At 70.5% G+C, this 22,159-nt stretch carries 27 protein-coding genes and 1 tRNA gene; 16 read left to right on the top strand and 12 right to left on the bottom strand.

Annotated elements, in window-relative coordinates; all coding sequences use genetic code 11:
- Nucleotides 1-50: 50 nt before the first annotated feature.
- From GPA03_RS18425 to GPA03_RS18415, 3 genes are read right to left on the bottom strand one after another with little or no spacing between them, the layout of a single operon-like run.
- Nucleotides 51-929 (bottom strand): hypothetical protein, encoded by an 879-nt coding sequence (locus GPA03_RS18425; RefSeq protein ID WP_156253509.1) that lies wholly within the window; start codon nt 927-929, stop codon nt 51-53.
- On the bottom strand, nt 929-1,507 hold the full coding sequence (gene dcd, locus GPA03_RS18420; protein WP_156253508.1) for a dCTP deaminase: 579 nt from the start codon (nt 1,505-1,507) through the stop codon (nt 929-931). Before dcd ends, GPA03_RS18425 begins: the two co-directional genes overlap by 1 nt.
- A 28-nt stretch (nt 1,508-1,535) precedes the next feature.
- On the bottom strand, nt 1,536-1,964 hold the full coding sequence (locus GPA03_RS18415; RefSeq protein ID WP_156253507.1) for a VOC family protein: 429 nt from the start codon (nt 1,962-1,964) through the stop codon (nt 1,536-1,538).
- 103 nt (nt 1,965-2,067) lie between these two features.
- Between GPA03_RS18415 and GPA03_RS18410 the strand changes: the two genes are divergently transcribed.
- Nucleotides 2,068-2,514, top strand: coding sequence for a globin domain-containing protein (locus GPA03_RS18410; protein WP_206673631.1), 447 nt, complete (start codon nt 2,068-2,070; stop codon nt 2,512-2,514).
- A 55-nt stretch (nt 2,515-2,569) separates the two neighbouring features.
- Here the strand turns inward: GPA03_RS18410 and pgi are convergent, their stop codons facing one another.
- Nucleotides 2,570-4,267, bottom strand: coding sequence for a glucose-6-phosphate isomerase (gene pgi / locus GPA03_RS18405; RefSeq protein WP_156253506.1), 1,698 nt, complete (start codon nt 4,265-4,267; stop codon nt 2,570-2,572).
- Nucleotides 4,268-4,574: 307 nt separating this feature from the next.
- Between pgi and GPA03_RS18400 the strand changes: the two genes are divergently transcribed.
- Nucleotides 4,575-4,648, top strand: a tRNA-Gly gene (locus tag GPA03_RS18400).
- 446 nt (nt 4,649-5,094) lie between these two features.
- On the opposite strand, the gene GPA03_RS18395 is transcribed toward GPA03_RS18400, so the two are convergent.
- Both GPA03_RS18395 and GPA03_RS18390 read right to left on the bottom strand, forming a co-directional pair.
- A complete protein-coding gene (locus GPA03_RS18395; RefSeq protein ID WP_156253505.1) occupies nt 5,095-5,508 on the bottom strand; it encodes a (R)-mandelonitrile lyase in 414 nt (137 codons plus the stop codon).
- Complete coding sequence (locus GPA03_RS18390) at nt 5,505-6,419, bottom strand: helix-turn-helix transcriptional regulator (protein WP_156253504.1); 915 nt, start codon at nt 6,417-6,419, stop codon at nt 5,505-5,507. The genes GPA03_RS18395 and GPA03_RS18390 overlap by 4 nt, the downstream gene beginning before the upstream one ends.
- A gap of 117 nt (nt 6,420-6,536) precedes the next feature.
- Here GPA03_RS18390 and GPA03_RS18385 point away from each other — a divergent pair, with 117 nt between their 5' ends.
- The 11 genes from GPA03_RS18385 (at nt 6,537) to GPA03_RS18335 (ending at nt 15,325) form a co-directional block, all read left to right on the top strand.
- The gene (locus tag GPA03_RS18385) at nt 6,537-7,430 is read left to right on the top strand and encodes an aldo/keto reductase (RefSeq protein ID WP_156253503.1); all 894 of its coding nucleotides are present in this window, start codon (nt 6,537-6,539) and stop codon (nt 7,428-7,430) included.
- Nucleotides 7,431-7,483: 53 nt separating this feature from the next.
- Nucleotides 7,484-8,521, top strand: coding sequence for a zinc-binding dehydrogenase (locus tag GPA03_RS18380; protein ID WP_194239541.1), 1,038 nt, complete (start codon nt 7,484-7,486; stop codon nt 8,519-8,521).
- Nucleotides 8,518-9,261 (top strand): carboxymuconolactone decarboxylase family protein, encoded by a 744-nt coding sequence (locus tag GPA03_RS18375; protein ID WP_156253502.1) that lies wholly within the window; start codon nt 8,518-8,520, stop codon nt 9,259-9,261. The genes GPA03_RS18380 and GPA03_RS18375 overlap by 4 nt, the downstream gene beginning before the upstream one ends.
- Nucleotides 9,258-9,623 (top strand): DUF2255 family protein, encoded by a 366-nt coding sequence (locus GPA03_RS18370; RefSeq protein WP_156253501.1) that lies wholly within the window; start codon nt 9,258-9,260, stop codon nt 9,621-9,623. Before GPA03_RS18375 ends, GPA03_RS18370 begins: the two co-directional genes overlap by 4 nt.
- A 24-nt stretch (nt 9,624-9,647) precedes the next feature.
- Nucleotides 9,648-10,634: an aldo/keto reductase gene (locus tag GPA03_RS18365; RefSeq protein ID WP_156253500.1), complete on the top strand. Its 987-nt coding sequence runs from the start codon at nt 9,648-9,650 to the stop codon at nt 10,632-10,634.
- Nucleotides 10,635-10,928: 294 nt separating this feature from the next.
- Nucleotides 10,929-11,396, top strand: coding sequence for an Hsp20/alpha crystallin family protein (locus GPA03_RS18360; RefSeq protein ID WP_206673630.1), 468 nt, complete (start codon nt 10,929-10,931; stop codon nt 11,394-11,396).
- Between the two features lie 120 nt (nt 11,397-11,516).
- Entirely contained in the window at nt 11,517-11,954 is a 438-nt protein-coding gene (locus GPA03_RS18355) for an STAS domain-containing protein (protein ID WP_156253499.1), read from the top strand.
- 239 nt (nt 11,955-12,193) lie between these two features.
- Entirely contained in the window at nt 12,194-13,075 is an 882-nt protein-coding gene (locus GPA03_RS18350) for a FliH/SctL family protein (protein WP_156253498.1), read from the top strand.
- Nucleotides 13,072-13,581 (top strand): phage holin family protein, encoded by a 510-nt coding sequence (locus GPA03_RS18345; RefSeq protein ID WP_156253497.1) that lies wholly within the window; start codon nt 13,072-13,074, stop codon nt 13,579-13,581. Before GPA03_RS18350 ends, GPA03_RS18345 begins: the two co-directional genes overlap by 4 nt.
- Nucleotides 13,578-14,195 (top strand): DUF3618 domain-containing protein, encoded by a 618-nt coding sequence (locus GPA03_RS18340; protein ID WP_156253496.1) that lies wholly within the window; start codon nt 13,578-13,580, stop codon nt 14,193-14,195. The genes GPA03_RS18345 and GPA03_RS18340 overlap by 4 nt, the downstream gene beginning before the upstream one ends.
- Nucleotides 14,196-14,254: 59 nt before the next feature.
- Nucleotides 14,255-15,325 (top strand): YihY/virulence factor BrkB family protein, encoded by a 1,071-nt coding sequence (locus tag GPA03_RS18335; protein ID WP_156253495.1) that lies wholly within the window; start codon nt 14,255-14,257, stop codon nt 15,323-15,325.
- A 21-nt stretch (nt 15,326-15,346) separates the two neighbouring features.
- Here GPA03_RS18335 and GPA03_RS18330 read toward each other — a convergent pair whose 3' ends face one another.
- Nucleotides 15,347-16,711: a hemolysin family protein gene (locus GPA03_RS18330; protein ID WP_156253494.1), complete on the bottom strand. Its 1,365-nt coding sequence runs from the start codon at nt 16,709-16,711 to the stop codon at nt 15,347-15,349.
- A gap of 59 nt (nt 16,712-16,770) precedes the next feature.
- Nucleotides 16,771-17,223: a VOC family protein gene (locus tag GPA03_RS18325; protein ID WP_156253493.1), complete on the bottom strand. Its 453-nt coding sequence runs from the start codon at nt 17,221-17,223 to the stop codon at nt 16,771-16,773.
- A gap of 81 nt (nt 17,224-17,304) precedes the next feature.
- On the opposite strand from GPA03_RS18325, the gene GPA03_RS18320 reads away from it, so the two are divergent.
- Together GPA03_RS18320 and GPA03_RS18315 are read left to right on the top strand one after the other, a co-directional pair.
- Nucleotides 17,305-18,207, top strand: coding sequence for an acyltransferase domain-containing protein (locus GPA03_RS18320; protein WP_156253492.1), 903 nt, complete (start codon nt 17,305-17,307; stop codon nt 18,205-18,207).
- Between the two features lie 31 nt (nt 18,208-18,238).
- Nucleotides 18,239-18,613, top strand: coding sequence for a VOC family protein (locus tag GPA03_RS18315; protein WP_156253491.1), 375 nt, complete (start codon nt 18,239-18,241; stop codon nt 18,611-18,613).
- Nucleotides 18,614-18,687: 74 nt separating this feature from the next.
- Here GPA03_RS18315 and GPA03_RS18310 read toward each other — a convergent pair whose 3' ends face one another.
- Nucleotides 18,688-19,488, bottom strand: a complete 801-nt coding sequence (locus GPA03_RS18310; protein ID WP_156253490.1) for an endo alpha-1,4 polygalactosaminidase — start codon at nt 19,486-19,488, stop codon at nt 18,688-18,690.
- Between the two features lie 32 nt (nt 19,489-19,520).
- On the opposite strand from GPA03_RS18310, the gene GPA03_RS18305 reads away from it, so the two are divergent.
- Entirely contained in the window at nt 19,521-19,973 is a 453-nt protein-coding gene (locus tag GPA03_RS18305; protein WP_156253489.1) for a pyrophosphohydrolase domain-containing protein, read from the top strand.
- Here the strand turns inward: GPA03_RS18305 and GPA03_RS18300 are convergent.
- The 3 genes from GPA03_RS18300 to GPA03_RS18290 form a co-directional block, all read right to left on the bottom strand.
- Entirely contained in the window at nt 19,970-20,662 is a 693-nt protein-coding gene (locus GPA03_RS18300) for a M50 family metallopeptidase (RefSeq protein ID WP_156253488.1), read from the bottom strand. The genes GPA03_RS18305 and GPA03_RS18300 overlap by 4 nt on opposite strands.
- A 63-nt stretch (nt 20,663-20,725) precedes the next feature.
- The gene (locus GPA03_RS18295; RefSeq protein WP_156253487.1) at nt 20,726-21,265 is read right to left on the bottom strand and encodes a DinB family protein; all 540 of its coding nucleotides are present in this window, start codon (nt 21,263-21,265) and stop codon (nt 20,726-20,728) included.
- Between the two features lie 48 nt (nt 21,266-21,313).
- Complete coding sequence (locus tag GPA03_RS18290; RefSeq protein WP_156253486.1) at nt 21,314-21,985, bottom strand: hypothetical protein; 672 nt, start codon at nt 21,983-21,985, stop codon at nt 21,314-21,316.
- Nucleotides 21,986-22,159 lie beyond the last annotated feature (174 nt).

Raw genomic sequence — 22,159 nt, 5'->3', positions numbered from 1 at the left:
ATTCTATCGACGATGAACGGCACAACGTTCCGCCTGCCGCCGCTGCCCGTCTAACCGAGGTGGACGAGGAAGCCGTCGTCGTCGACCACGACCCCTCCGACGGCGTCGAGCAGCGCCTTCGCGGCCGCGTCGAGGCGTTCGACGGCGTTGCGCGGATGGTCCTGGCCACTCGGGTAGCAGCGGAGCTCGTAGAGGATCGCCCCGCCGGGGAGCCGGCCGGCGAGGGCGACCGGCACGTTGATCGCGGCCTCGACGGTCACCGACCAGGTGGCCTCGGGCTCGACGGCGAGCACGCCGTAGGACTCGGTGACATCGGGCTGGGCGAGCGCTGCTTCGTCGTAGGCGTCGGCCTCGGCATGCAGCCAGAGGCGTTCGTCCTCGGGCAGGAGGCTCTGCCCCGTGGCCGCGTCGGCGGGCAGCGCCTCCGAGATCCTGGGTTCGCCGGGGAGCGCGATGCCGGGCAGGTGCGGTGCGAGCACGTGGACGAGAGCGTCCGGGTGGAGCCAGACCTCGCTGTAGAGCAGCAGGTCGGGCTGCGGCGGCGGCACCACGAGCATCCCGGTACTCGTGAGCAGCGCACCGCCGAGGCGGCGTGCGAGCGCAAGCCCGAGCTCGAGGAGCTCACGCTCGCGGCCGGCGGGCTCGCCGTCGGCGAAGGCGTGGAGGAGATCGCCCCGGCCGCGGAGCGCGGGCGGCACCGGTGCGCCACGCTCCTCGGGCGCCGCAAGCAGGTACCCGGCCGCCGCCCACGCCGGCACGCCGGCAGGCAGGGCGCTCGGGCCCTCGACCCTGCACCCGGGCAACGGCTCCATCGCGAGGCGAGCTGCGCCGTCGGGCGGGTGGTCGGAGGGGAATCGGGACAGGACGAGAGCCTCGACATCGGCGGGCGTGACGCCGTCGGGCACCACGAGGAGGTGGTGCGCGTCCATCAGCCGACGTCGGTGTGCTGGAACCCCACGTGCGAGCGCGAGGCGGTGGGGCCGCGCTGGCCCTGGTAGCGCGAGCCCGCGGCACCCGAACCGTACGGGCGCTCGGCGGGGCTGGTGAGGCGGAAGTAGCAGAGCTGGCCGATCTTCATGCCTGGCCAGAGCGTGATCGGCAGCGTCGCGACGTTGCTGAGCTCGAGCGTGACGTGACCGGAGAAGCCGGGGTCGATGAAGCCCGCGGTCGAGTGGGTGAGGAGGCCCAGGCGGCCGAGCGAGGACTTGCCCTCGAGGCGCGCGGCGACGTCGTCGGGAAGGGTGACCAGCTCGTAGGTGGAGCCGAGCACGAACTCGCCGGGGTGCAGCACGAACGGCTCGTCGGCCTTCGTCTCCACCAGGCGGGTGAGGTCCGGCTGGTCCGCGGCGGGGTCGATCACCGGGTACTTGTGGTTGTCGAAGAGCCGGAAGAAGCGGTCGAGGCGCACGTCGATCGAGGACGGCTGGATCATCGCCTCGTCGTAGGGGTCCAGCCCGATACGCCCAGAACCGAGCTCGGCGCGCAGGTCGCGGTCAGAGAGCAGCACGGGCGACACGCTACAACGCGGAGGCTCCTCAGGCGGCGGGGGCGACGATGTTCACCATCCAGCCCACGCCGAACCGGTCGGTGAGCATGCCGAAGTGGTCACCCCACGGAGCCTGGACGAGCGGCTCGACGATCGTGGCGCCGTCGGCGAGCTTGTCCCAGTAGCCGCGCAGCTCGTCCTCGTCGTCGCCCGAGAGCGAGATCGAGATGTTGCCACCGGGGTGGTGCTCGGTCGCGGCCGGGGTGTCGGCGACCATCAGGGTGAAACCGGAGCTGGTCTCGAGATGGCCGTGCATGACCTTGGCGGCCTCGGCCGGGTCGCCGCCCGCCTCCGAGGCGAAGCCTGAGTCGCCGAAGGTCATGATGCTCAGCTCGCCGCCGAACACACCGGCGTAGAAGTCGAGTGCCTCGCGCGCGTTGTCACGGAGGCTGATGTAGGGGTTGAGCGTGCTGGCCATGACGACTCCTTCGGAACGCACCGTTGCGATGGCTCAGGATCCCACCAGCAGACCTGCGGCGGAAGCCCTGCGGAGGCGGGGGCGCGGGTGCCACGCTGGGTGCGTGACGACGAGCGTCTACGAGGCCGTGGGCGGCGAGCGGGGCGTGCTGCGGCTCGCGCACGCCTGGCACGAACGGTGCCTGATCGACCCGATCGTCAGCCACGCGTTCTCGCACGGGTTCCATCCCGCGCACACGGCACGCCTCGCGGCGTACTGGGGCGAGCAGCTGGGCGGCCCCGCGCGGTACAGCGACCAGATCGGCGACCACAGCGGCGTGGTGCACATGCACTCGGGGAACGGCGTCCACGAGGAGATGGACCGCAACGCGGAGGCGTGCTTCGCCGGGGCCCTGGACGACGTCGGCATCACCGAGCCCCCGCTCCGGTCGACCTTGGTCGAGTGGTTCGCAGCGATGATCACCGAGATGGCGCGCTACCCCGAGAGCCGTGACGGTGTCCCTCCTGGTGAGCAAGTCCCGCTCTGGTCGTGGGGCGGCAGGGTGGGATGACCGCGGTGGCGGCAGCGGCCGCTCGCGACCTCGCGACCTCGCGAGTCCGACGAGATCAGCTGCGGAGCTCGCGGTACTTCGTCACCAGCGCCTGGGTGGAGGGGTCCTGCTCGGCGAGGGCGTCGGCGTCGCCCATGACCGCCGGGGCGATCTCGAGCGCGAGCTTCTTGCCGAGCTCGACGCCCCACTGGTCGAAGGAGTCGATCCCCCACACCACGCCCTGCACGAACGTGATGTGCTCGTAGAGCGCGACCAGCTGGCCGAGGACCGAGGGAGTAAGGGCGGGCGCGAGGATCGAGGTGGTGGGGCGGTTGCCCTCGAAGGTGCGCGCCGCGACGAGCGCCTCGTCGGTGGTGCCCTCGGCGCGGACCTCGTCGGCGGTCTTGCCGAAGGCGAGGGCCTTCGTCTGGGCGAAGAAGTTGGCCAGGAACAGGGCGTGGACATCGGTGGGGCCGTCGGCTGCGTGCTCGTCGACGAGCGGGTGAGCGGGGTTCGCCACGGCGATGAAGTCGGCGGGGATGAGCCGGGTGCCCTGGTGGATGAGCTGGTAGAACGCGTGCTGGCCGTTGGTGCCGGGCTCGCCCCAGAACACCTCGCCGGTGTCGTAGGTGACGTGGGTGCCGTCGCTGCGGACCGACTTGCCGTTGGACTCCATCGTGAGCTGCTGCAGGTAGGCCGCGAACCGGTGCAGGTCCTGGGCGTAGGGCAGCACGGCGTGGGTGTGCGCACCGAGGAAGTTGGTGTACCAGACGTTGAGCAGGCCCATCAGCACGGGCACGTTCTCGGGGAGGTCCGTGGTGGCGAAGTGGGTGTCGACGGCGTGGAAGCCGGCCAGCATGTCGGCGAAGCCGCTCGGACCGATCGCGATCGCGAGGCTCAGCCCGATCGCGGAGTCCATCGAGTAGCGGCCACCCACCCAGTCCCAGAAGCCGAACGCGTTGGCGGGGTCGATGCCGAAGTCGGCGACCTTGTCCAGCGCGGTGGAGACCGCCACGAAGTGCTTGGCGACGGCGGAGGTGCGCGCGTCGTCGTCATCCTCGAGGGCCCCGGCCTGGGCGAGCTTGTCCCAGAGCCAGGCGCGTGCGAGGCGCGCATTGGTGAGGGTCTCGAGGGTGCCGAAGGTCTTGGACGCGACGATGAACAGCGTGGTCTCGGGGTTGAGGTCCGCGGTCTTCTCGGCGATGTCGGTGGGGTCGATGTTGGAGACGAAGCGGCAGCTGATGCCGGCCTGCACGTACGGCTTGAGCGCCTCGTACGCCATCACGGGGCCGAGATCGGAGCCGCCGATGCCGATGTTGACGACGGTCTCGACGCGCTTGCCGGTGACACCGGTCCAGGCGCCCGAGCGGACCTGGTCGGCGAAGTCGTAGATCTTGGCGAGGACCTCGTGGACGTCGTGGTCGATGTCCTGACCGTCGACGTGCAGGGCCGGCTCGGCACCCTCCGGGCGGCGCAGCGCGGTGTGCAGCACGGCCCGGTCCTCGGTGGTGTTGATGTGCTCACCGGTGAACATCGCGCCGATGCGCTCGCGCAGCTGCACGTCCTCGGCGAGCTGCACGAGGCGCGCGAGCGTCTCGTCGGTCACGAGGTTCTTCGACAGGTCGACGTACAGGTCGCCCACCTGGTGGCTCAGCCGAGCGGCTCGGTCCGCATCGCTCGCGAACCAGCCGCGCAGATCCGGGGTGAAGCCCGCCTCGTGCTCGAGAAGGTCAGCCCATGCGGGGGTGGTGGTGGGGTCGATCGGTGCGCTCACGGCTGCTCCTGCTCTCGCGTGATTCGGTCCTCCGGCCAATCTAGACGGTGGACGATCGGAGCCGCTGCGCGGTTCGCGACGCGGCCCGCAGTCAGCGGCGCCCGGGTCGCACCGGTTGGCGACGCGTCCAGGACGACGGCGTTTGCCTCGTCGCCGTCTTGCCACGGCGGGCTTGGTTTGCCCGACTGGGCCCTTGCCATGTTCTCCACAGGCGCCCCATGCGTGCACAGGACACGGTAGAGGCTTGCTCACCGGTGCCGTCCGGACTGGGTACACTGGCTGCTGCTTCGAGCCTCGGGCTCGGCGCGCGGGTGTAGTTCAATGGTAGAACATCAGCTTCCCAAGCTGATAGCGCGGGTTCGATTCCCGTCACCCGCTCCAATGTGAAGCGCCCTGAATCTCCGGGGTGGGGGTCGCGGTTCTAGCCTCCCGGTGGATGGCTTCGAACTCAACTGGGGGGCAGGTGCCCCATTGAGGACTGCAGCCGGCTGTGCTGTACCAGTGCACCAGGCGGCGACGCGGACCGGAAACGACCGTGCCGTCCGGGCAGCGGACCTGACCGGCCAGACGTTCCTGAACGTACTCGCGCAGCTGCGGGTTGACGACCAGCTCGGTCGCGGAGCTGCTTCCGCCCTCGCGTCGATCGGTGTCTGGTGGGCTGCAAGCTGTCGATCACAACTGCCACCGCGCTGTGCATGGCCGACCTCGATTCTGCCAACGCCCAGCCCTCATCACCTCTTCCGTGAGAGCTCGCTGGCTCGGATTCCGTCCAGCCGCGAGTTGACATCGACGAGGTCGCGCCCACCGAGGACGCGGAGTCCGCGTGGTCACGGGCCGTCGGATCCTCGGTAACTCTCCTCGGTGACGTGCTCGAGCCAGACCGTGCTCTCGCTCGCTTCGTCGGCACCTTCGGAGATGGCGAGGTGCTCCATGAAGGCCTCGGGCGCCGCGCCGTGCCAGTGCTCCTCGCCTGGCGGGCAGTACATCGTCTCGCCTGCCTGTGCCCGCAGCACCTCGCCGTTCCGGCCGCCCATCAGCGCCACTCCCGCCACCACGTGCAGGAACTGCCCCCGCGCGTGCGAGTGCCACGCGGTGCGCGCACCCGGCGCGAAACGGACCCGGCCCACCGTGGTGCGCTGGTCGCCGTCCTGCGGTGTCGCGAGCATGTCGAGCCAGACGTCTCCGGTGAACCGCTCCCGTGGGGCCTTGACCGTGGTCGGGGGCGGTAGCAGGCGATTCATCGGGTCTCTTCGGTGCTGAGGTGGTCGCTGTGTCCGACGATGGTGGTGGCGGCCCAGGAGGCGAGCAGCTGGAGACCGTCCGCCGAGGGTGAACCCGGAGCGGCGGTGTAGACGTTCATCTGCAACCCGATGTCGGCAGGCAGCATCAGTGCCTCGTAGTCGAGTTCGAGCTTGCCGACTGCGGGGTGGTGGAAGATCTTGGTGCCTGTGCGGTGCAGCCGTACGTCGTGTGAGGCCCACAGACGTCGGAAGTCCTCGCTGCGGGTCGAGAGCTCACCGACGAGTCTGGTCAGGCCCTGGTCGTAGGGATTACGGCCCGCCTCCGCCCGCAGGATCGCGACGGCATCGTGCGCCACCTTCTCCCACCGCTCGCCCCAGTACGCCTGAGCTGCCGGGTCGAGGAAGTGGAAGCGGGCGCTGTTGACCGGCTGATCGGCGGGCCGCTCGGGAGAGTCGTACATCGGCGAGTACAGGGCGCGGCCGAGCAGGTTGATTGCGAGGACGTCCAGGCGGCCGTTGCGCACGAGCGCGGGGGTGTCTGGCATGGCATCGAGGATGCGCTGCACCGCCGGCCTGACCTGCGGTGGTGGGACGCGACGCGCACGGGAGCGAGCCGCACCGGACGCGCTGGCGGCCCGCGTGAGGTCGAACAGGTGCAGGCGTTCGGCCTCGTCGAGCTGCAGCGCCTCGGCAAGCGCCTCGAGCACCTCCTCGGAGACACCGCGGAGGTTGCCACGCTCAAGTCGCGTGTAGTAGTCGACGCTGACACCAGCCAGCATCGCCACCTCTTCGCGGCGCAACCCCGGCACCCGGCGGTGGGTCCCGCCCCAGGCCGGCAGCCCCGCACGCTCCGGGGTGATGCGGGCTCGCCGCGTGCTGAGAAACTCGCGGATCTCCGCCTTCAGGTCCATGGCTCGACGCTACGACTCTTCTGGCGGCCTTGGGAGGTACTGGCGCTACCCGGTCCCACCGAGCCGGGTACCAGCAGGGCCTCCCCCATCGGGCAAGTGCTTCCTACGCTCGAGGGCATGACCAGCACATCGATCCCGAACCTGACCCTCAACAACGGCGTCGAGATGCCCGCCCTCGGATACGGCGTCTTCCAGACGCCGCCCGCCGAGACCGTCACGGCGACCACCAAGGCCCTGCAGGCCGGCTACCGCCACATCGACACCGCCGCGGCGTACGGAAACGAGAAGGAGGTCGGCGAGGCGATCCGGGTCTCCGGCATCGACCGCTCGGAGATCTTCGTCGAGACCAAGGTCTGGATCAGTGACTACGGCTACGACGCCACTCTGCACGCGTTCGACAAGAGCGCGGGAAAGCTGGGCGTCGACCAGCTCGACCTGTTCATCCTCCACCAGGCGCTGCCGAGCCGATTCGACCTCACGATCGAGGCCTACCGCGCGCTCGAGACGCTGCTCGCCGACGGCAAGGTTCGCGCCATCGGCGTCAGCAACTTCATGCCCGAGCACCTGACGGAGCTGCTGGCGGCGACCACCGTGGTCCCGGCCGTCAACCAGATCGAGGTGCACCCCTACTTCCGGCAGCCTGAGCTGCTGGCGATGAACGCCGAGCACGGCATCATCTCGCAGGCGTGGTCCCCCATCGGCGGCATCACCTTCTACCGCGACGGTGAGCACACCAGCACCCTGCAGGACCCGGTGATCAACGAGATCGCCCAGGCCCACGACAGGTCCGCCGCGCAGGTGATGCTGGCCTGGCACCTGCAGCAGGGGCGGTCGGCGATCCCGAAGTCGGTGACGCCGTCACGGATCGAGGAGAACCTGGCTGTCGGTGACATCGAGCTCACCACCGAGCAGCTCGCCCGGATCGACGCCCTCGAGACCGGCGTCCGCGGTGGGCCTGCTCCCGCCGACATCACGCTCGAGACCTTCGGCCGGGAGATCCCCGAGGCCTGACGCCTCCTCCGGCCTTCCAGCACGACCCCGTTCGAACCAGAGAGGCACCACGAGTGCGCGCCACCTTCATCTACGGCCACACCGACGTCCGCGTCGAGGACGTCCCCGAGCCCACCATCATCGAGCCGACCGACGCGGTCGTGCGGGTGACCCTCGCCTGCGTGTGCGGCTCCGACCTGCACCGCTACCACGCGCCCGAACCGTCACCGCAGGGCCGCCCGATGGGGCACGAGCTGATCGGCGTCGTCGAGACCGTCGGGGACGCCGTCACCAGGCTCGCCCCCGGCGACCTGGTGATCAGCCCGTTCGCGATGTCGGACAACACCTGTCCGTTCTGTCGCGACGGCTTCCACACGGCGTGCCAGCGTGGCGCGTTCTTCGGCGAGAGTGACGTCGGCGGCGCGCAGGCGGACAAGGTCCGCATCAAGCAGGCCGACGGCACGCTCGTGGCGATCCCCGGCGACGTCGACGAGGCGCTGCTGCCCTCGCTGCTCACGCTCTCGGACGTCTACCTCACCGGCTACCACGCCGCCTTCATGGGAAGGGTTGCCCCCGGCAAGACCGTCACCGTGATCGGTGACGGTGCCGTGGGCCTGTCCGCCGTGCTGGCCGCGAAGCAGATGGGCGCCGAGCGGATCATCCTCATGGGTCGGCACCAGGCCCGCACCGACCTCGGCGTCGAGTGGGGCGCGACCGACGTCGTGCCTGAGCGCGGCGAGGAAGGTATCGCGAAGGTCCTCGAGCTGACCGGCGGCGAAGGCTCGCATGTGGTGATCGAGGCCGTTGGGCTCATGCCCGCCTACGAGCAGGCCTACCGCGTGGTCCGCCCCGGGGGCACCATCTCGCGCGTGGGGGTGCCGCAGTACGAGGATGCGCCGGTCGGGTTCGGCTCGCTGTTCGGCAAGAACATCACGCTCAACGGTGGCCCTGCTCCGGTGCGCGCCTACATCGAGAAGGCGATCCCGCTGGTCCTCGACGGCGCGATCGAGCCGGGTCGGGTGTTCGACGCCGAAACCTCGCTCGACGACGTCGCCGAGGCATACCGGCTGATGGAGTCGCGTGAGGCGCTGAAGGTGCTGGTGCGGCCGTGACCGGTGTGCCAGGCGTCAGCGATCTGGCCACGACCGACCCCGATCTGGTCGAGATCGTCGAGCGCTTCACGCTCCGGGAGGTCCCGCAGGACGCTCCGCTGCCGGAGGACGTGACCGCGCTCGTCCGGGCAGCCGCCCTGGTCGCGACCGGATCGTTCGCCCAGCTCCGAGCGTTGCTCGTCGCAGCGCTCGACGACGGCGTCCCTCCGGTCGCGCTCAGGGAGGTCGCCTACGCGTCGATTCCCTACGCCGGGCTGGGGCGCGGTGTCGATGCTGTGCGGGTGCTGAACGAGGTGCTCAGCGACCGCGGCGTCGCACTTCCGCTGCCGAGCCAGACCACGGCCACCGAAGAGGACCGCGCAGAGCGCGGGCTCGCGGTGCAGAAGGAGATCGTCGGCGAGGAACGCGTCGACGCGATGCATGCCGGTGCGCCTGCGGACTGCGCCCACATCCAGCGGTACCTCGCGGTGCACTGCTTCGGTGACCACTACACCCGCGGCGCCGTCGACGTACCCACGCGTGAGCTGCTCACGCTGGCGACGCTCGTGGCGCTCGGTGGCGCCGACCCCCAGGTCAAGGGACACGTCGCAGCGAACCTGCACGTCGGCAACGACCGAGCCACCCTGCTCGCCGTCCTCACCCGACTGCTCCCGTACGTGGGCTACCCCCGCACCCTCAACGCGCTGCGCGCCATCGACGAGGTTGCTCCGCCGTCGTTCACGAAGAAGGAGACAGCATGACACTCTGGAAGCCCGCCGAGCTGACAGCGATCGACGCCGAACGCGAGTCGACCGTGGCCGCACACCGCCCAGACGGCACGCTGCGCACGCCGCGGATCATCTGGCACGTGGTCGCTGGCGGTCAGCTCTTCATCCGCTCGGTCCGCGGCACTGAGGGCGCCTGGTACCGCGGCGTGGAGCGCACTGGTACAGGCGTGTTCGAGGCCGGTGGCATACGAGCCGAGGTAGCCCTCGTGCGTGACAGCGCCCACGACGCCGCGATCGACCAGGCGTACCGCGCCAAGTACGGCACCGGCTCTGCGGTGCTGGCCATCACCAACCCGACCGCGACCGCCACCACGTTGCGCGTCGACCCCCGCTGACCCGTCTTCATCGAAGGAGAGATCATGCACACCCGCACACTCGGACAGGGCCTTCAGGTATCGGCCATCGGCCTCGGTGCGATGGGGATGTCGCAGAGCTACGGACCCAACCCCGGCAGCCGGGAGGACATGATCGGGGTTCTCCGTGGCGCCGTTGAGCGCGGCGTCACGTTCATCGACACGGCCGAGGTCTACGGGCCGTACGTCAACGAGGAGCTGGTCGGCGAGGCTCTCGAACCGATCCGCGACCAGGTGGTGATCGCCACCAAGTTCGGATGGAACATCGTCGACGGAACCATGCAGGGCACAGACTCACGGCCCGAGCAGATCCGGCGCGTCGCCGACGCCTCGCTCACGCGGCTACGCACCGACGTCATCGACCTCTTCTACCAGCACCGGGTCGATCCGGCCATACCGATCGAGGACGTGGCGGGCGCCGTGGCCGAGCTCGTGCAGGCAGGCAAGGTGCGGCACTTCGGGCTCTCCGAGGCCGGTGCCGCCACGATCCGGCGCGCGCACGCCGTGCATCCGGTCACCGCGGTGCAGAGTGAGTACTCGCTGTGGACCCGCGACCCTGAGCCCGAGGTGTTGCCGACCCTCGCCGAGCTCGGCATCGGGTTCGTGCCGTTCAGCCCGCTCGGCAAGGGGTTCCTCACCGGGACGGTCGACACCAGCACGACCTTCACGGAAGGGGACATCCGAGCCCGGGTGCCCCGGTTCACGACGGAGAACCTCGCCGCGAACCAGGCCGTGGTCGAGCACGTGCGTGAGCTCGCCACCTCCAAGGGCGCCTCACCCGGTCAGATCGCGCTTGCCTGGCTGCTCGCGCAACGGCCCTGGATCGTGCCCATCCCAGGGACCAGGCGCATCGAACGCGTCGAGGAGAACGCGGCAGCGACCGCCGTCGCGCTCTCGGCCGACGAGGTCGCCGATCTCGACACGCTCACCCAGCGCATCCCTATCGCCGGCAACCGCTACAACGAGGCCGGGATGGCCATGGTCGGGCTCTAGCAGGACCCATGATCCGTCCCGGCGAGTCCGGAGACTCCGTTCCTTGGGGACGGAGGGAGTCATGTCAAGGAGGGTGTCCAGGAGGTATCCGGCCGAGCTGCGTGAGCGGGCGGTCCGGATGGTCGCTGAGGTTCACTCGGTGGCGAAGGCCGTCAACTCAACCAACATTCAACTAGCACTCACTACGCCCGAGTGCTAATCTGGGACCGCCCCGAGGGGCCCATCCCCACGGGACGTGATGCCACGACCGGACGCCGCGAGGTGCGGCGTCCCGGACCGGAGGAGGTGGTGGTTGTGGCTCTGACCTTCGACCCCTTTCGTGAGATGGACCGACTGACAGCACGGCTGCTGACAGGCGATGGATCGGCTCGCGCCGCCTCCTGGATGCCGATGGACCTCTATCGGATCCAGGACAGGTACATCGTGAACGTCGATCTTCCCGGCGTCGATCCGGGTTCGATCGATCTCGACGTCGACGGCAACACCCTGACGATCGCGGCCGAACGCACGATCGGCGCCGCCGACGGCGCACGATGGTTGGCTCAAGAGCGCCCGGCTGGTCGCTACACCCGCCAGCTGAGCCTGGGTCCGGACCTCGACCTGGACGCGATCCAGGCGTCGTACGACAACGGGGTGCTGTCCCTGGCCATCCCTGTCGCCGACCGCGCGAAGCCACGCAAGATCACCGTCGAGCAGCCAAGCAGCCAGCGCGAGATCGCTCAGGATGCTGTGCCCGCCGCCACGGCGGACGAGACCAGCTGAGGCATCGCAGGGCGCCCGCACATCGCGGGCGCCCTGACCCTCATCCGACCCAGCAGATACACGTCGATCGCCCGCGGCCCGGCCCGTGCGAGCGTCGGCGGACTCGACGCGGAGTCGTCAATGGATCAGACACACAGCTGCGAGCGCCCCCGCGCGACCGGCACCGTGAGGGTCCGCTTCACCGACGCCGGTGCTCGGCTGCTGCTCACCGGCGAGATCGATGTCAGCATGAACGCCGAGCTGTACGCGGCGGTGTCAGAGCTCGAGGACCTGGGCATGCCGATCGAGGTGCACACGAGCGAGGTCACCTTCATCGACTCCTCGGTGATGGCCTTCCTCGCGAGCCTCGTGCGCCGATGCGACCAGCCGATCAGGTTGGTGGACCCGCCGGCCCTCGTTCGCTACCTCCTGCGGGTAGCCGAGCTCGAGGACGTCGTGGAGATCGTCGACCGTCACCCCGGGCCGGGATCGAGCAGCGTCGAGGTCGACGGCACCGCCTTTCGGGCGCGCGTGGCCTGCTCGTGCTCCGCCTGCCGCGCCGTTCCAGCCATGGCCTGAGGCCTGACAGGTCATGCGCGAGCGGACGTGCGGTCTCCTGTGATGTGGGAAGCCGCCGGGCCGGGCCGTGCCGCCGCCGACACGCGTCGCCGCCTGACGCTCGACCTCTTCGCCGACCTCACAGACGAAGCCGGAGGGCACGACGTAGACGCCCATGGCCACTTCCTGCACCTCCACCTCCCGACTGCATGAGGCACCCGTCGCCGGGGAACTGGAGACCACCGACAGGAAGGCAGACCATGACTGACGAGAACCGATACGAGGGCGTCACCCCATCCGCCAGCACGCCGCCGCCGGTGATCCCACCGGCCCGCGCAGGCACATCGACCCCCGGCACGGCGCCGAGCTCCGGTGGCGGCACGGAGTCGGTCAAGGATGAGGCGCAGCAGGTAGCAGGCCGAGCTGCGGACGGCGCCGAGCAGGTTGCGGGAGTCGCGGCCGACCGGGCGAGCGATGTCGCTCACACCGCCAAGGAGCAGGTGAAGGACACGGCCGCCGAGGCCAAGGAGCAGGCACGCAACCTGTACGAGGAGGGCCGTCAGCAGGTCACCGAGCAGGCGGGTGCCCAGCAGCAGCGGCTCGCCGGCGGCATGCGGTCGATGTCCTCGGAGCTGTCGTCGATGGCTGACAGCAGCGAGGAGCAGGGGATGGCGAGCGCGCTTGCGCGGCAGCTGGCCGAGCGCCTCGGCAACGCCGGCAGCTGGCTCGAGGATCGCGAGCCGGCCCAGGTGCTGGACGAGATCTCGAGCTACGCGCGCAGGCACCCGGTCAGCTTCATGGCGATCGCGGCCGGTCTCGGCCTGCTCGCCGGTCGGGTCGCACGCAGCGCCAAGGACGCCGGTGGTGGCTCCAGCCCGACAAGCGGGACCAGTGGCTCGGGCTCGGCAGGCGTCTCCAGCGGTGCGACCCGGTCCCCGGCACCATCCGGGTCCTCCGGCAGCCACAGCGCACAGCCGTACGGCGCGCCGCCCGCCCAGCCCTACGGCTCGACGGGCACCGCGGGCGTGACGCAGGAGGCGCCCTTCACGTCCGGGCCGGGTGCACAGCAGGTGCCAGGCGCACCGGCCCACCCTGCCCCCGGCACCCAGCCTGCGGGCGGACAGGTGGGCGGTCGCCCATGAGCGCCGGGCCGAACGTTCCCCCACCCGCCGGCGGGCCAGGCGTTCCCCCGCACGTCCCTCCAGCCGCTGGCACGAGCTCGACCGCTCCGCACACCGGTGCGAGCTCGGACGACGCCCGTTCCCTCGGCGAGCTCTTCGGGGAGGTGACCGAAGACCTGTCCGTGCTGATGCGTCAGGAGGTCGCACTCGCCAAGGCGGAGGTCCAGGAGTCGGCCAAGAAGGCCGGCAAGGGCGCGGGACTGCTCGGCGGCGCCGCGTGGGCCGCGAACTTCGCGCTCCTGTTCGCCTCGCTGGCCCTGTGGTGGGCACTCGGAGCGATGATCGGCGACGGCGACGACGTCCCCGCCCTCGGCTGGTCGGCTCTGATCGTCTGCGCCATCTGGGCCCTCGTGGCCCTCGTGATGGCTCTGAGCGGCAAGAAGTCGCTCGAGTCCGTCGAGGGAGTACCGCGCACCACCGAGACAGTTCAGAAGATTCCGGACGCCATGAAAGGACATGACCGATGAGCAGCACTGATCCCGACCGCATCCGCGCAGACATCGAGCGCACCCGAGCCGAGCTCAGCAACGACGTCGACGCGCTCACCGACAAGGTGAGCCCGTCACGCGTGGCCGAGCGGCGGGCGGACAAGCTCAAGAACGCCGTCTCGGGCGTCAAGGACAAGGCGCTCGGCGTGGCCGAGGATGCCCGCTCGGCCACCTCCGACGCGGCTCACACCGCGGCTGACGCCGTCACCGACGCACCGCACGCGGCCAGGAGCAGCGCAGGCGGGAACCCGCTGGCCGCCGGTCTGATCGCGTTCGGTGCAGGCCTGCTGGCGGCGTCGCTGATCCCCTCCTCCCGCAAGGAGCAGGAGATGCTCGAGCAGGTCAAGAGCTCCGACGCGGTACAGGGTGCCGCCGAGGGCGCGAAGTCGCTGGCGCACGAGATGGCCGAGGAGCTGAAGGAGCCCGCCCAGGAGGCGATGGACGCCGTCAGGACCTCGGCGACCGAGGGCGCCGAGCAGGTGCGTGAGACCGCGACCGACGGCGCGACCGAGGTCCGCGAGGCCGGGCAGCACGCGGCCGAGGACGTCGGCGAGCAGGCGGGCGAGTCCAGGGACCGGCTGCAACAGGGTTGATCAACCTCCGTGGGCCGGCGCCGCCGGCCCACGGAGGCCGTCGTCGTGGAGGGTTCGAGATGGCTGACAAGACGAGTGACGGCTCTGACCGGGACCTTCCGGACTCGCCGACCGACCTGCGCAAGCCGTCGTGGACGTACACGGTGCGCCGCACGATCAGCGAGTTCCTCGCCGACCAGTGCACCGACCTGGCCGCGGCGCTCACGTACTACGCCGTGCTGTCGCTGTTCCCGGCCGTGATCGCGCTGGTCTCGATCCTCAGCCTGGTCGGCCAGGCCTCGATCACCGAGTCGCTCCTCGGCATCGCTGAAGACGCACTGCCCGAGGGCATGATGGAGACCATCGGTCCCGTGATCGAGAGCCTCACCAACGTGCCGGCGCCTGGCATCGGCTTGCTGGTCGGGCTCCTGACTGCGGTGTGGACGGCGTCCAACTACGTCACCGCCTTCTCGCGCGCGATGAACCGCATGTACGAGGTACCCGAGGGCCGCCCGATCTGGAAGCTGCGCCCGATCATGTATGCGCTCACGATCGCCATGCTGATCCTGATCGCCCTCGTGGGAGTGATCCTGGTGCTCAGCGGTCCGGTGGCCCAGGCCATCGGCGAAGCGATCGGCGTCGGCGAGGCCGCGATGACCGTCTGGGGGATTGCGAAGTGGCCGCTGCTGCTGCTTCTCGTGGTGATCGTGATCGCGCTGCTCTACTACGGGACGCCGAACGTCAAGCAGCCGAAGTTCCGCTGGATCAGCACCGGCGCCGTGATCGCGATCGTGGTGGCGGCACTGGCCTCGCTGGGATTCGTGCTGTACGTCACCAACGTCGGCAGCTACAGCGCGACGTACGGCGCGCTCGCCGGCGTGATCGTCTTCCTGCTCTGGCTGTGGATCATCAACCTGGCACTGCTGTTCGGTGCCGAGTTCGACGCCGAGCTGGAGCGCGGCCGCGAGCTCCAGGCCGGGATCGCCGCCGAGGAGACTCTGCAGCAGCCGCCTCGTGACACACGCGCCAGCGACAAAAAGGCGGCCAAGCGCGAGAAGCTCGTCGCGCGCGGCCGTGCACTGCGCCGATCGCGTGGCAGCAGCGACGACGCCGACCGTGCACGCCGCCACGACGAGACCGAGCAGCGCTAGCCACCGAGCTCCGCGGCCGGGTCAGCTGTCCCCTGGGGGCGGCTCGCCACCGGCTGGCCTGGGCCGTGCCAGCACCCGGTCGATCCGGTTGCCGTCGAGGTTCGTGACCTCGATCCGCGCGCCATCGACGTCGACGACGTCCCCCAGGGCGGCGACCCGGCCCAACCGGTCGAGCACGAACCCGGCGACGGTCTCGTAGTCGCCCTCGTCCGGCAGCTCGATCCCGGTGGCCTCCGCGAAGTCCTCGAGGTTCATGCCGCCCTCGAGCGAGATCTCCCCACCAGGCCCGCGGTGCTTGGCGGCGCGGGCACCCTTGTCGAACTCGTCGTGGATCTCACCCACAAGCTCCTCGACCAGGTCTTCGAGCGTGACGATCCCGTCGGTGCCCCCGTACTCGTCGATGACGACGGCGATGTGGACCCGTTCGCGCCTCATCATCGCCATCGAGGGCAGCAGCGAGTTGGTGGAGGGCAGCACCACGATGTGTCGCACGAGATCCCGCACGGTGGTGGGCGCCTCTCCGCGCGGTGCCACCGGAACCGCGCCGGCGTCGTCGTCACCCGCGTGCGCGCCGAGATCGGCGAGCAGCACGTCCCGCACGTGCACGAACCCGAGCACGTGGTCGAAGTCGCCGTCGATCACCGGGTAGCGCGAGTACGGCTCCGACGAGATCGCACGCGTGGCCGCGTCCAGCGTGAGGTCGGCCTGCAGGAACACGACGTCGTGCCGCGGGCGCATGACCTCGCCGATCGTGTGCTCGGTCGCGTTGAACACGTCGCTGAGGATCTTGCGCTCGTCGGCCGGAAGCGACTCGTTGGTGATCACCAGGTCGCGCAGCTCCTGCTCGGTCATGTCCTCGTTGGTGGCCTTCGGATCGCCGCCGAGCAGTCGCACCACCATGTTGGTGGATGCCGACAGCAGCCAGATCACCGGCCGCATCAGGCTCGCGAACCGGTCGAGCGGCGGGCCGACGACGAGCGCGAAGCTCGAGGCCCGCTGCAGCGCGAGCCGCTTCGGCACCAGCTCTCCGAGAACGAGCGAGAGATAGGCGATCAGCAGCGTCATGAGCACGAACGCGACCGTGCCGGCCGCACTCTCGGACAGCCCGAGGCCCATGAACGCCGGCGCCACCGCAGGCGCGATTGTCGAGGCGCCGTACGCCGCCGAGAAGAACCCGGCCAGCGTGACGCCCACCTGCACAGCCGCCAGGAACCGGTTGGGGTCCCGAGCGACGGCGGCGACCCGCTGGCCGCGGGCACCCTTCTTGGCGATCTGGTCGAGCTGGCTCTCCCGCAGGGACACCAGGGCGAGCTCGGTTCCGGCGCACACCCCGCCGATGAGGATGAACACCAGCACCAGTGCGATGTTGGTGAGCAGGCCGTCCATCAGGCTCGCTCACCCGGCCTTCGGGGCGTCGTCATACCCCGACGCTACCGAATCCGCGGTCAGTGCTCGGTCGCGAACCCTTCCCGCGAGCTTCTCTCGTCCAGCGGCTCGAGCTCTTGGAACAGCGTGATCTGCAAACCTGCCGGAGCATCGAGGCGCGAGTTCAGCGAGCGCCACGGCGTCTCGACGGGTTCCGCCACCACAGAGCCGCCCTCCTGGGCGAGCTCCGCCGTCGTCGCGGCCGCGTCGTCGACCTCGAAGGCGAGCCGGATGCGCTGGCTGACCTGACCATCGGCCTCGACGCGATCGATCGCACGCTTGTGGGCTGGGCTGGCGATCTCGAGCGTGGCGATGCCGGCCTCGAGGATCGCGACACGGTCGTCGTCGCCCTCGGCGAACGCCGCCTGCTCGGGCATCCCGAGCACGTCGCGGAAGAAGCGGACGGCTTCCTCGTAGTCCTCGGCCTCGACGACGACCCTGAGCTGACGGACACGATTCTGGGGCTGCTCCATGCTTGATGAACGCAGGCGCGTGGCGCGCCATTCCGACGGCGTCCCTCACCTCGGCCGCACCCGTCGCTACCGTGGTCCACCGTGATCGACGAGTCCACGACCCGAGAACGGCTGCATCCAGACGGGCTGCCCGACCTGCTCGTGCGCCTCGGGTTCCGCGACGACGACGCCGTGGATGCGGTCGCGGTCGCCGATCGGGTGCGGCGTCGCCGCACGGAGGTCGCGATCGTGGCGCGCGCTGCCTCGTTGCTCGGCGAGGGCGTCGGCAGGTTCCGCGACAGCGCTTCCGTGCCTGACCCGTGGGAGGACCTGCCCGAAGGCCGCGAGGACCTGGCGGTGCTCGCGCTGCTCGCGTCGGTGCCCGAGGTGCGTGCGGAGCATGCGCGCCGTCGTATCCCCGACGCCGTGTCGTGGGGGTCGCTCTCCGACCTCGGTCAGCAGGTCTCGGTGAACCGCCGCACCCACAGACGGTTCGGGCTCGACACCTACGGCTGGATGCGCACCGCCTGGTCCGGCGGCCTGATGTGGCTCGGACGGCTGGAGTTCGTGCCGAAGCTCAGCGCCACCGGCTGGGTCCTCGACACGCACATCCCCGCCTCCGGCCCGCTCACACCCGAGGCTGTCGACGCCTCGTTCGCGGCTGCCGTGCCCTTCTTCGCCCGCCACTTCCCCGACTGCCCGGCCACCGCGTTCTCCTGCACGAGCTGGCTGCTCGACCCGGTCATCGCGGACCTGCTCCCGGAGACCTCCAACCTCGTCCGGTTCCAGCAGCGCTGGGCACTCGCCGAGTCCGGCTACCGCTCCGACGAGAGCGTCCTCTACTTCGCCTTCAACGTCCGCAGCGATCCCGAGGACCCGATCGACCCCCGCACCCTCACGCCGACCACCTCGCTGCAGCGTGCGGTCGTCGATCACCTGGCCGGCGGCGGGCACTGGTCCGCCTGGTCCGGCACCGTGCCGCTGACCGACGCCGCCGCATCCTGACGATGTCGGGGGTGTCCGGCACGCTGGGCTGATGAGCACCCACACCCACGCCATCCCGCGCTCGATCGACTACATCGAGATCTCGGTGACCGACATGGCTGCCGCACAAGAGTTCTACTCCCGCGCGTTCGGCTGGCGCTTCACCAGCTACGGCGAGGGCTACGCAGGGATCAGCACCCCCGCGGAGGCGCCGGGCGAGGAGGCCGGTGGGCTGGCGCTGGCCGAGGAGGTGACCCGAGGTGGTCCGCTGGTGCTGCTCTACAGCGACGATCTCGATGCCACGGTCGCAGCCGTGACCGAGGCCGGCGGCACGGTCGTCAGCGGGCCGTATCCCTTCCCCGGCGGCCGGCGCTTCCACTTCACCGATCCCAGCGGCAACGAGCTGGGGGTCTGGGCCAGCTCCTAGATGTCGTCGGTGCGGCCGGCGCAGCTCGTGCTACCGATCTCGGCGTCGATGCGGATCGTGTCGAGCTCGCAGTCTCAGCAGGTGGCGTGCACGTACGCGGGGTCGTCCGGGGTGACGAGGCCGAGGTCGCGCTGCACCACGCCGGCCACCTCGCCGATCGCCTCGCACGCGGCGGCGAGCCCGGCCTCGGTGTACTCGACGTCGTAGACGCGCCCTTCGTAGGTGTCGACGTAGGCCTGACACTCGTCGAACTGACCGCACTCCTCGACGACCGCGAAGCCGAACCCGATCTCGGTGCGCGCGACATCGAGCAGCTCGGGTGTGTTCTTCTGCCCGACGGCGAGCCCCAGCTCGGTCGCGGCCTCCACGAGGAGGCGCGCGTAGGCGATCGCGTCGTCGCGGTCGAAGGGGGCCTCGGGATAGCGCGTGAAGGTGTCGAGGTTGTCGAGCTCGACGGCGTCGAACCCGCGCGCGACGCACTCCTGAAACCGGTCCGTGACGAACTCGATCGCCGTCCGCCGGAGGCGGTTCGTGCTGATGTCGATCGGGTGCTCACCGGGCCACTCCGGGTCCTCGACCTCGTCCCACACGAGGCCCTCGGGCCAGTTCATGGCACTGTCGGGATGCCCCGCAGGTGCCTCGGTCTGGAACGCGTTCACGTAGCAGACCGAGTAGGCGGCATCTTCGCCGTAGCCCTCGGACCACTGCCGCACCACGAGCTCAACGCCTTCGGGCAACGCGTAGTCGCCACCGAGCTGGTAGTCGAACGCTACCCCCGGCGGCGGCTGCACCGGCTGGGGACTCGACCCGCACGCCACCACGGTGAGCCCCACGACCAGGGCGAGCACCGCCGTCGTGACCTTCCGTGCCCTCACCGGGACAGGGTAGGCGACCGTACGGTAGCCCGATGGATGCCCGCGACCCCGAGTCCCTGGTCCGTGAGTTCCACGCGACCTACGCGCTGCCGATCGCGACCGACGCGCCGAGCGCCGACCGCGAACGGGTCCACATGCGCATGGCGCTGATCGCCGAGGAGTTCGCCGAGCTGGTCGGGGCGGTCTACGGCCAGGCGGCGGGCGCGCTGATCGAGGAGGCCTTCGCGGCTGCGCTCACGGTCGACGACGGCGCTCGCGACGCCGTCGAGGCCGCCGATGCGTTGGGTGATCTGGTGTACGTGATCTATGGCATGGCGCTCGAGTGCGGCATCCCGCTGCGGGAGGTGCTGGCTGAGATCCAGGCCTCGAACCTCTCGAAGCTCGGCCCGGACGGCCTGCCGGTCTACCGCGATGACGGCAAGGTCCTCAAGGGCCCGGGCTACTTCCGACCGGACATCGCGGGCGTGCTGGCGAGGAACAGCTAACGAACGGTCGTCACGACGACCCAGGCGGCCCAGCCGCACACGAGTGCGAAGGTGGCCAGCCAGAGGGTGCGCGGAAGCTTCGCCAGCCGCGCCAGCACCCGCGCGTCGTTCCCGGCCGAGCGGTCCCGCCAGGCTGCGATCAGGTGACGCCAGGCGCCCACGAGCAGCACGGCGGCCACCCCGGTGAGCACCTGCGACTGCAGCTCCGGCTCGCCGAACCACCACAGCGCCGCGACACCTGCGAGCGCACCGACCGTGACCGCCGCGGTCAGCACCGAGCGAACCTGCACGAGCGCCACCAGAAGAACCACACCGAAGACCGCGAGCACCGGCGCGGCCCAGCCGCGGCCCACCGCGACCGCCACCCCCGCCGCCAGCAGCGCCGGCGCCGGGTAGCCCGCCCAGGTGGTCGCGACCAGCCCCGGGCCCGCGCCGCGCCCGCGCGTGACGGCATGCCCGGAGGCGTCTCCACGCAGCACGAAACCCGTGAACGTCCGACCCACCACGATGCCGACGATCGCGTGCCCGAGCTCGTGCACGAGCGTCACACCGAGCCGCGCGACCCGCCACAGCGGCGGCACCAGCACGAGCACCAGCGCGACCGCGCCGACGATCCCCAGCTCGGTCGGCGTCAGCGCGGCCGGCGGGCCGGGTTGCACCCGCTGCAGCGCCTCCTCGACCCAGCTCATCCAGGCGAGTCTATGGAGACCGGGGTCATTCCCTGCGCGCCGGCACTGCGGGCCCGGCGGCGGTCAGTTCGGCAGCGGCGCTCCGACATCGTGCACGTGGTGCTCGAGGTCGTGCAGCGCGTAGACACCGAGCGTGAAGGCGGTGAACACCGAGCCGTTGCTGCGGCGGCCCGGCCGGTCCCACTGGCTCTCGTGGACCGCTCCGTAGGCGGTGGACAGCCTCCCGACGGCGGCGCTCACCTGGGTGGCGACCTCGCCCGGTTCCTCGTGCGCGTAGTCGCCCGCGATCGCGGCGGCGTCCTGGTCCCAGTCGGGGAACGGCGGATCGTCCTGGGTGAGGATCAGCTGGAGGCGCCCGGTCATGACGGCGGCCATGTCCCGGATGTGAGCCGCGTACTCGGTGGGCGACCAGACGAAGGGGAGCGGCCGCCGTCGGGCATCCTCCTGGGTGAGTCGAGCCGGCCACGGCTCGGCCGCGCGCGCGAGCCGGGAGGCGAGGTTCTCGCGCGTCACGGACTCGGGGTCGAAGCCGCAGTCCTCGCAGGCGCGGCTCAGCACCCAGGTCCAGTCCTTGCTGTCTGGCTCGATCGGGTTCTCGGTCACGGCGACAGCCTGCCGCGTCGCACCGGCGTGCGCCAGGACCCGGCCGGCTCAGACCGCTGCGCGGACGCGGTCCTGCCAGTGCTCGGACGCGAGCGGAGGCGCTTCGCCGGCGTGCACCATGTCACGGGCGAGCTCGACGGCCTCGGCGAGCAGGTTGCGCAGGCGCCGGTCGGCGTCGTCGATGCAGGCTGTGGCGAGCGCCTGGACGGCGATCTCGATGACGCTCGCTGCCGGTGAGTAGCGCGGGGGTACCGGCACGCTGCCGAGGAACCGCTCGGCCCAGACCTTGGCGTCCGGCACATCCCGCAGCGCGTTCTGGGCGCGGGTCCGCAGCGCGGCGCTCGAGGTCGCGTGCCCGGAGGCGAGCAGCCGCAGGGTGCCGACGGCGAGCGCCCGCTGGTGCGAGACAGCGGCGTCGCGGATGGCGTGCGCGACAGCGAGCAGGGCGAGATCGCCTGCGAAGGTGGCCGGCAGGCCCCTGATGCCCACGACGGCCGGGACGAGCGGGGCCAGCTGGGAGCGGGCGCCGTCGGACGTGCAGTCGTTGACCATCCGCGCGAGCGCCGCGAGCATCGGGTCGGTGCATCGCGGGGCGTCGCTCCACCGTTCACCGGCGAGGTACGACGCGAGCTCCATGAAGCACGCGCCTCGACGCGGCGAGCGGTGCTTCCCGCGCGCGAGCAGGGGAAGCAGATCCGGTGTCTCGGGCGACGTAGCCACGGTGGGCCTCCTGTCAACGGCTCCCTCCCTAGTCTGCTCCCTCGCGTGCTCAAATTCCAGGGCTTCGCCCCTGATCACGCCATAGCCAACCATGATGACTGCGGCGTCCGGCGACACCCTGAGCCGCGTGGCGAGCACGCGAGCAAACTGTGGGTAAAGTGGCGGCGTTCGCTG

It is taken from the genome of Pseudactinotalea terrae, from assembly GCF_009733845.1.
Classification (GTDB): Bacteria; Actinomycetota; Actinomycetes; order Actinomycetales; family Beutenbergiaceae; genus Pseudactinotalea; species Pseudactinotalea terrae.
Note: the sequence above shows the minus strand (reverse complement) of the source record. Positions and strands in the feature narration are given on the sequence as shown.

What these genes read in the sequence shown, in the direction of transcription:
- GPA03_RS18390 (WP_156253504.1), bottom strand. Translation starts at nt 6,419, where the DNA reads ATGGACCTGAAGGCGGAGATCCGCGAGTTTCTCAGCACGCGGCGAGCC.
- GPA03_RS18345 (WP_156253497.1), top strand. Translation starts at nt 13,072, where the DNA reads ATGAGCGCCGGGCCGAACGTTCCCCCACCCGCCGGCGGGCCAGGCGTT.
- GPA03_RS18395 (WP_156253505.1), bottom strand. Translation starts at nt 5,508, where the DNA reads ATGAATCGCCTGCTACCGCCCCCGACCACGGTCAAGGCCCCACGGGAG.
- GPA03_RS18330 (WP_156253494.1), bottom strand. Translation starts at nt 16,711, where the DNA reads ATGGACGGCCTGCTCACCAACATCGCACTGGTGCTGGTGTTCATCCTC.
- GPA03_RS18370 (WP_156253501.1), top strand. Translation starts at nt 9,258, where the DNA reads ATGACACTCTGGAAGCCCGCCGAGCTGACAGCGATCGACGCCGAACGC.
- GPA03_RS18365 (WP_156253500.1), top strand. Translation starts at nt 9,648, where the DNA reads ATGCACACCCGCACACTCGGACAGGGCCTTCAGGTATCGGCCATCGGC.
- GPA03_RS18335 (WP_156253495.1), top strand. Translation starts at nt 14,255, where the DNA reads ATGGCTGACAAGACGAGTGACGGCTCTGACCGGGACCTTCCGGACTCG.
- GPA03_RS18355 (WP_156253499.1), top strand. Translation starts at nt 11,517, where the DNA reads ATGGATCAGACACACAGCTGCGAGCGCCCCCGCGCGACCGGCACCGTG.
- GPA03_RS18300 (WP_156253488.1), bottom strand. Translation starts at nt 20,662, where the DNA reads ATGAGCTGGGTCGAGGAGGCGCTGCAGCGGGTGCAACCCGGCCCGCCG.
- GPA03_RS18305 (WP_156253489.1), top strand. Translation starts at nt 19,521, where the DNA reads ATGGATGCCCGCGACCCCGAGTCCCTGGTCCGTGAGTTCCACGCGACC.
- GPA03_RS18340 (WP_156253496.1), top strand. Translation starts at nt 13,578, where the DNA reads ATGAGCAGCACTGATCCCGACCGCATCCGCGCAGACATCGAGCGCACC.
- GPA03_RS18325 (WP_156253493.1), bottom strand. Translation starts at nt 17,223, where the DNA reads ATGGAGCAGCCCCAGAATCGTGTCCGTCAGCTCAGGGTCGTCGTCGAG.
- GPA03_RS18415 (WP_156253507.1), bottom strand. Translation starts at nt 1,964, where the DNA reads ATGGCCAGCACGCTCAACCCCTACATCAGCCTCCGTGACAACGCGCGC.
- GPA03_RS18350 (WP_156253498.1), top strand. Translation starts at nt 12,194, where the DNA reads ATGACTGACGAGAACCGATACGAGGGCGTCACCCCATCCGCCAGCACG.
- GPA03_RS18315 (WP_156253491.1), top strand. Translation starts at nt 18,239, where the DNA reads ATGAGCACCCACACCCACGCCATCCCGCGCTCGATCGACTACATCGAG.
- GPA03_RS18425 (WP_156253509.1), bottom strand. Translation starts at nt 929, where the DNA reads ATGGACGCGCACCACCTCCTCGTGGTGCCCGACGGCGTCACGCCCGCC.
- GPA03_RS18385 (WP_156253503.1), top strand. Translation starts at nt 6,537, where the DNA reads ATGACCAGCACATCGATCCCGAACCTGACCCTCAACAACGGCGTCGAG.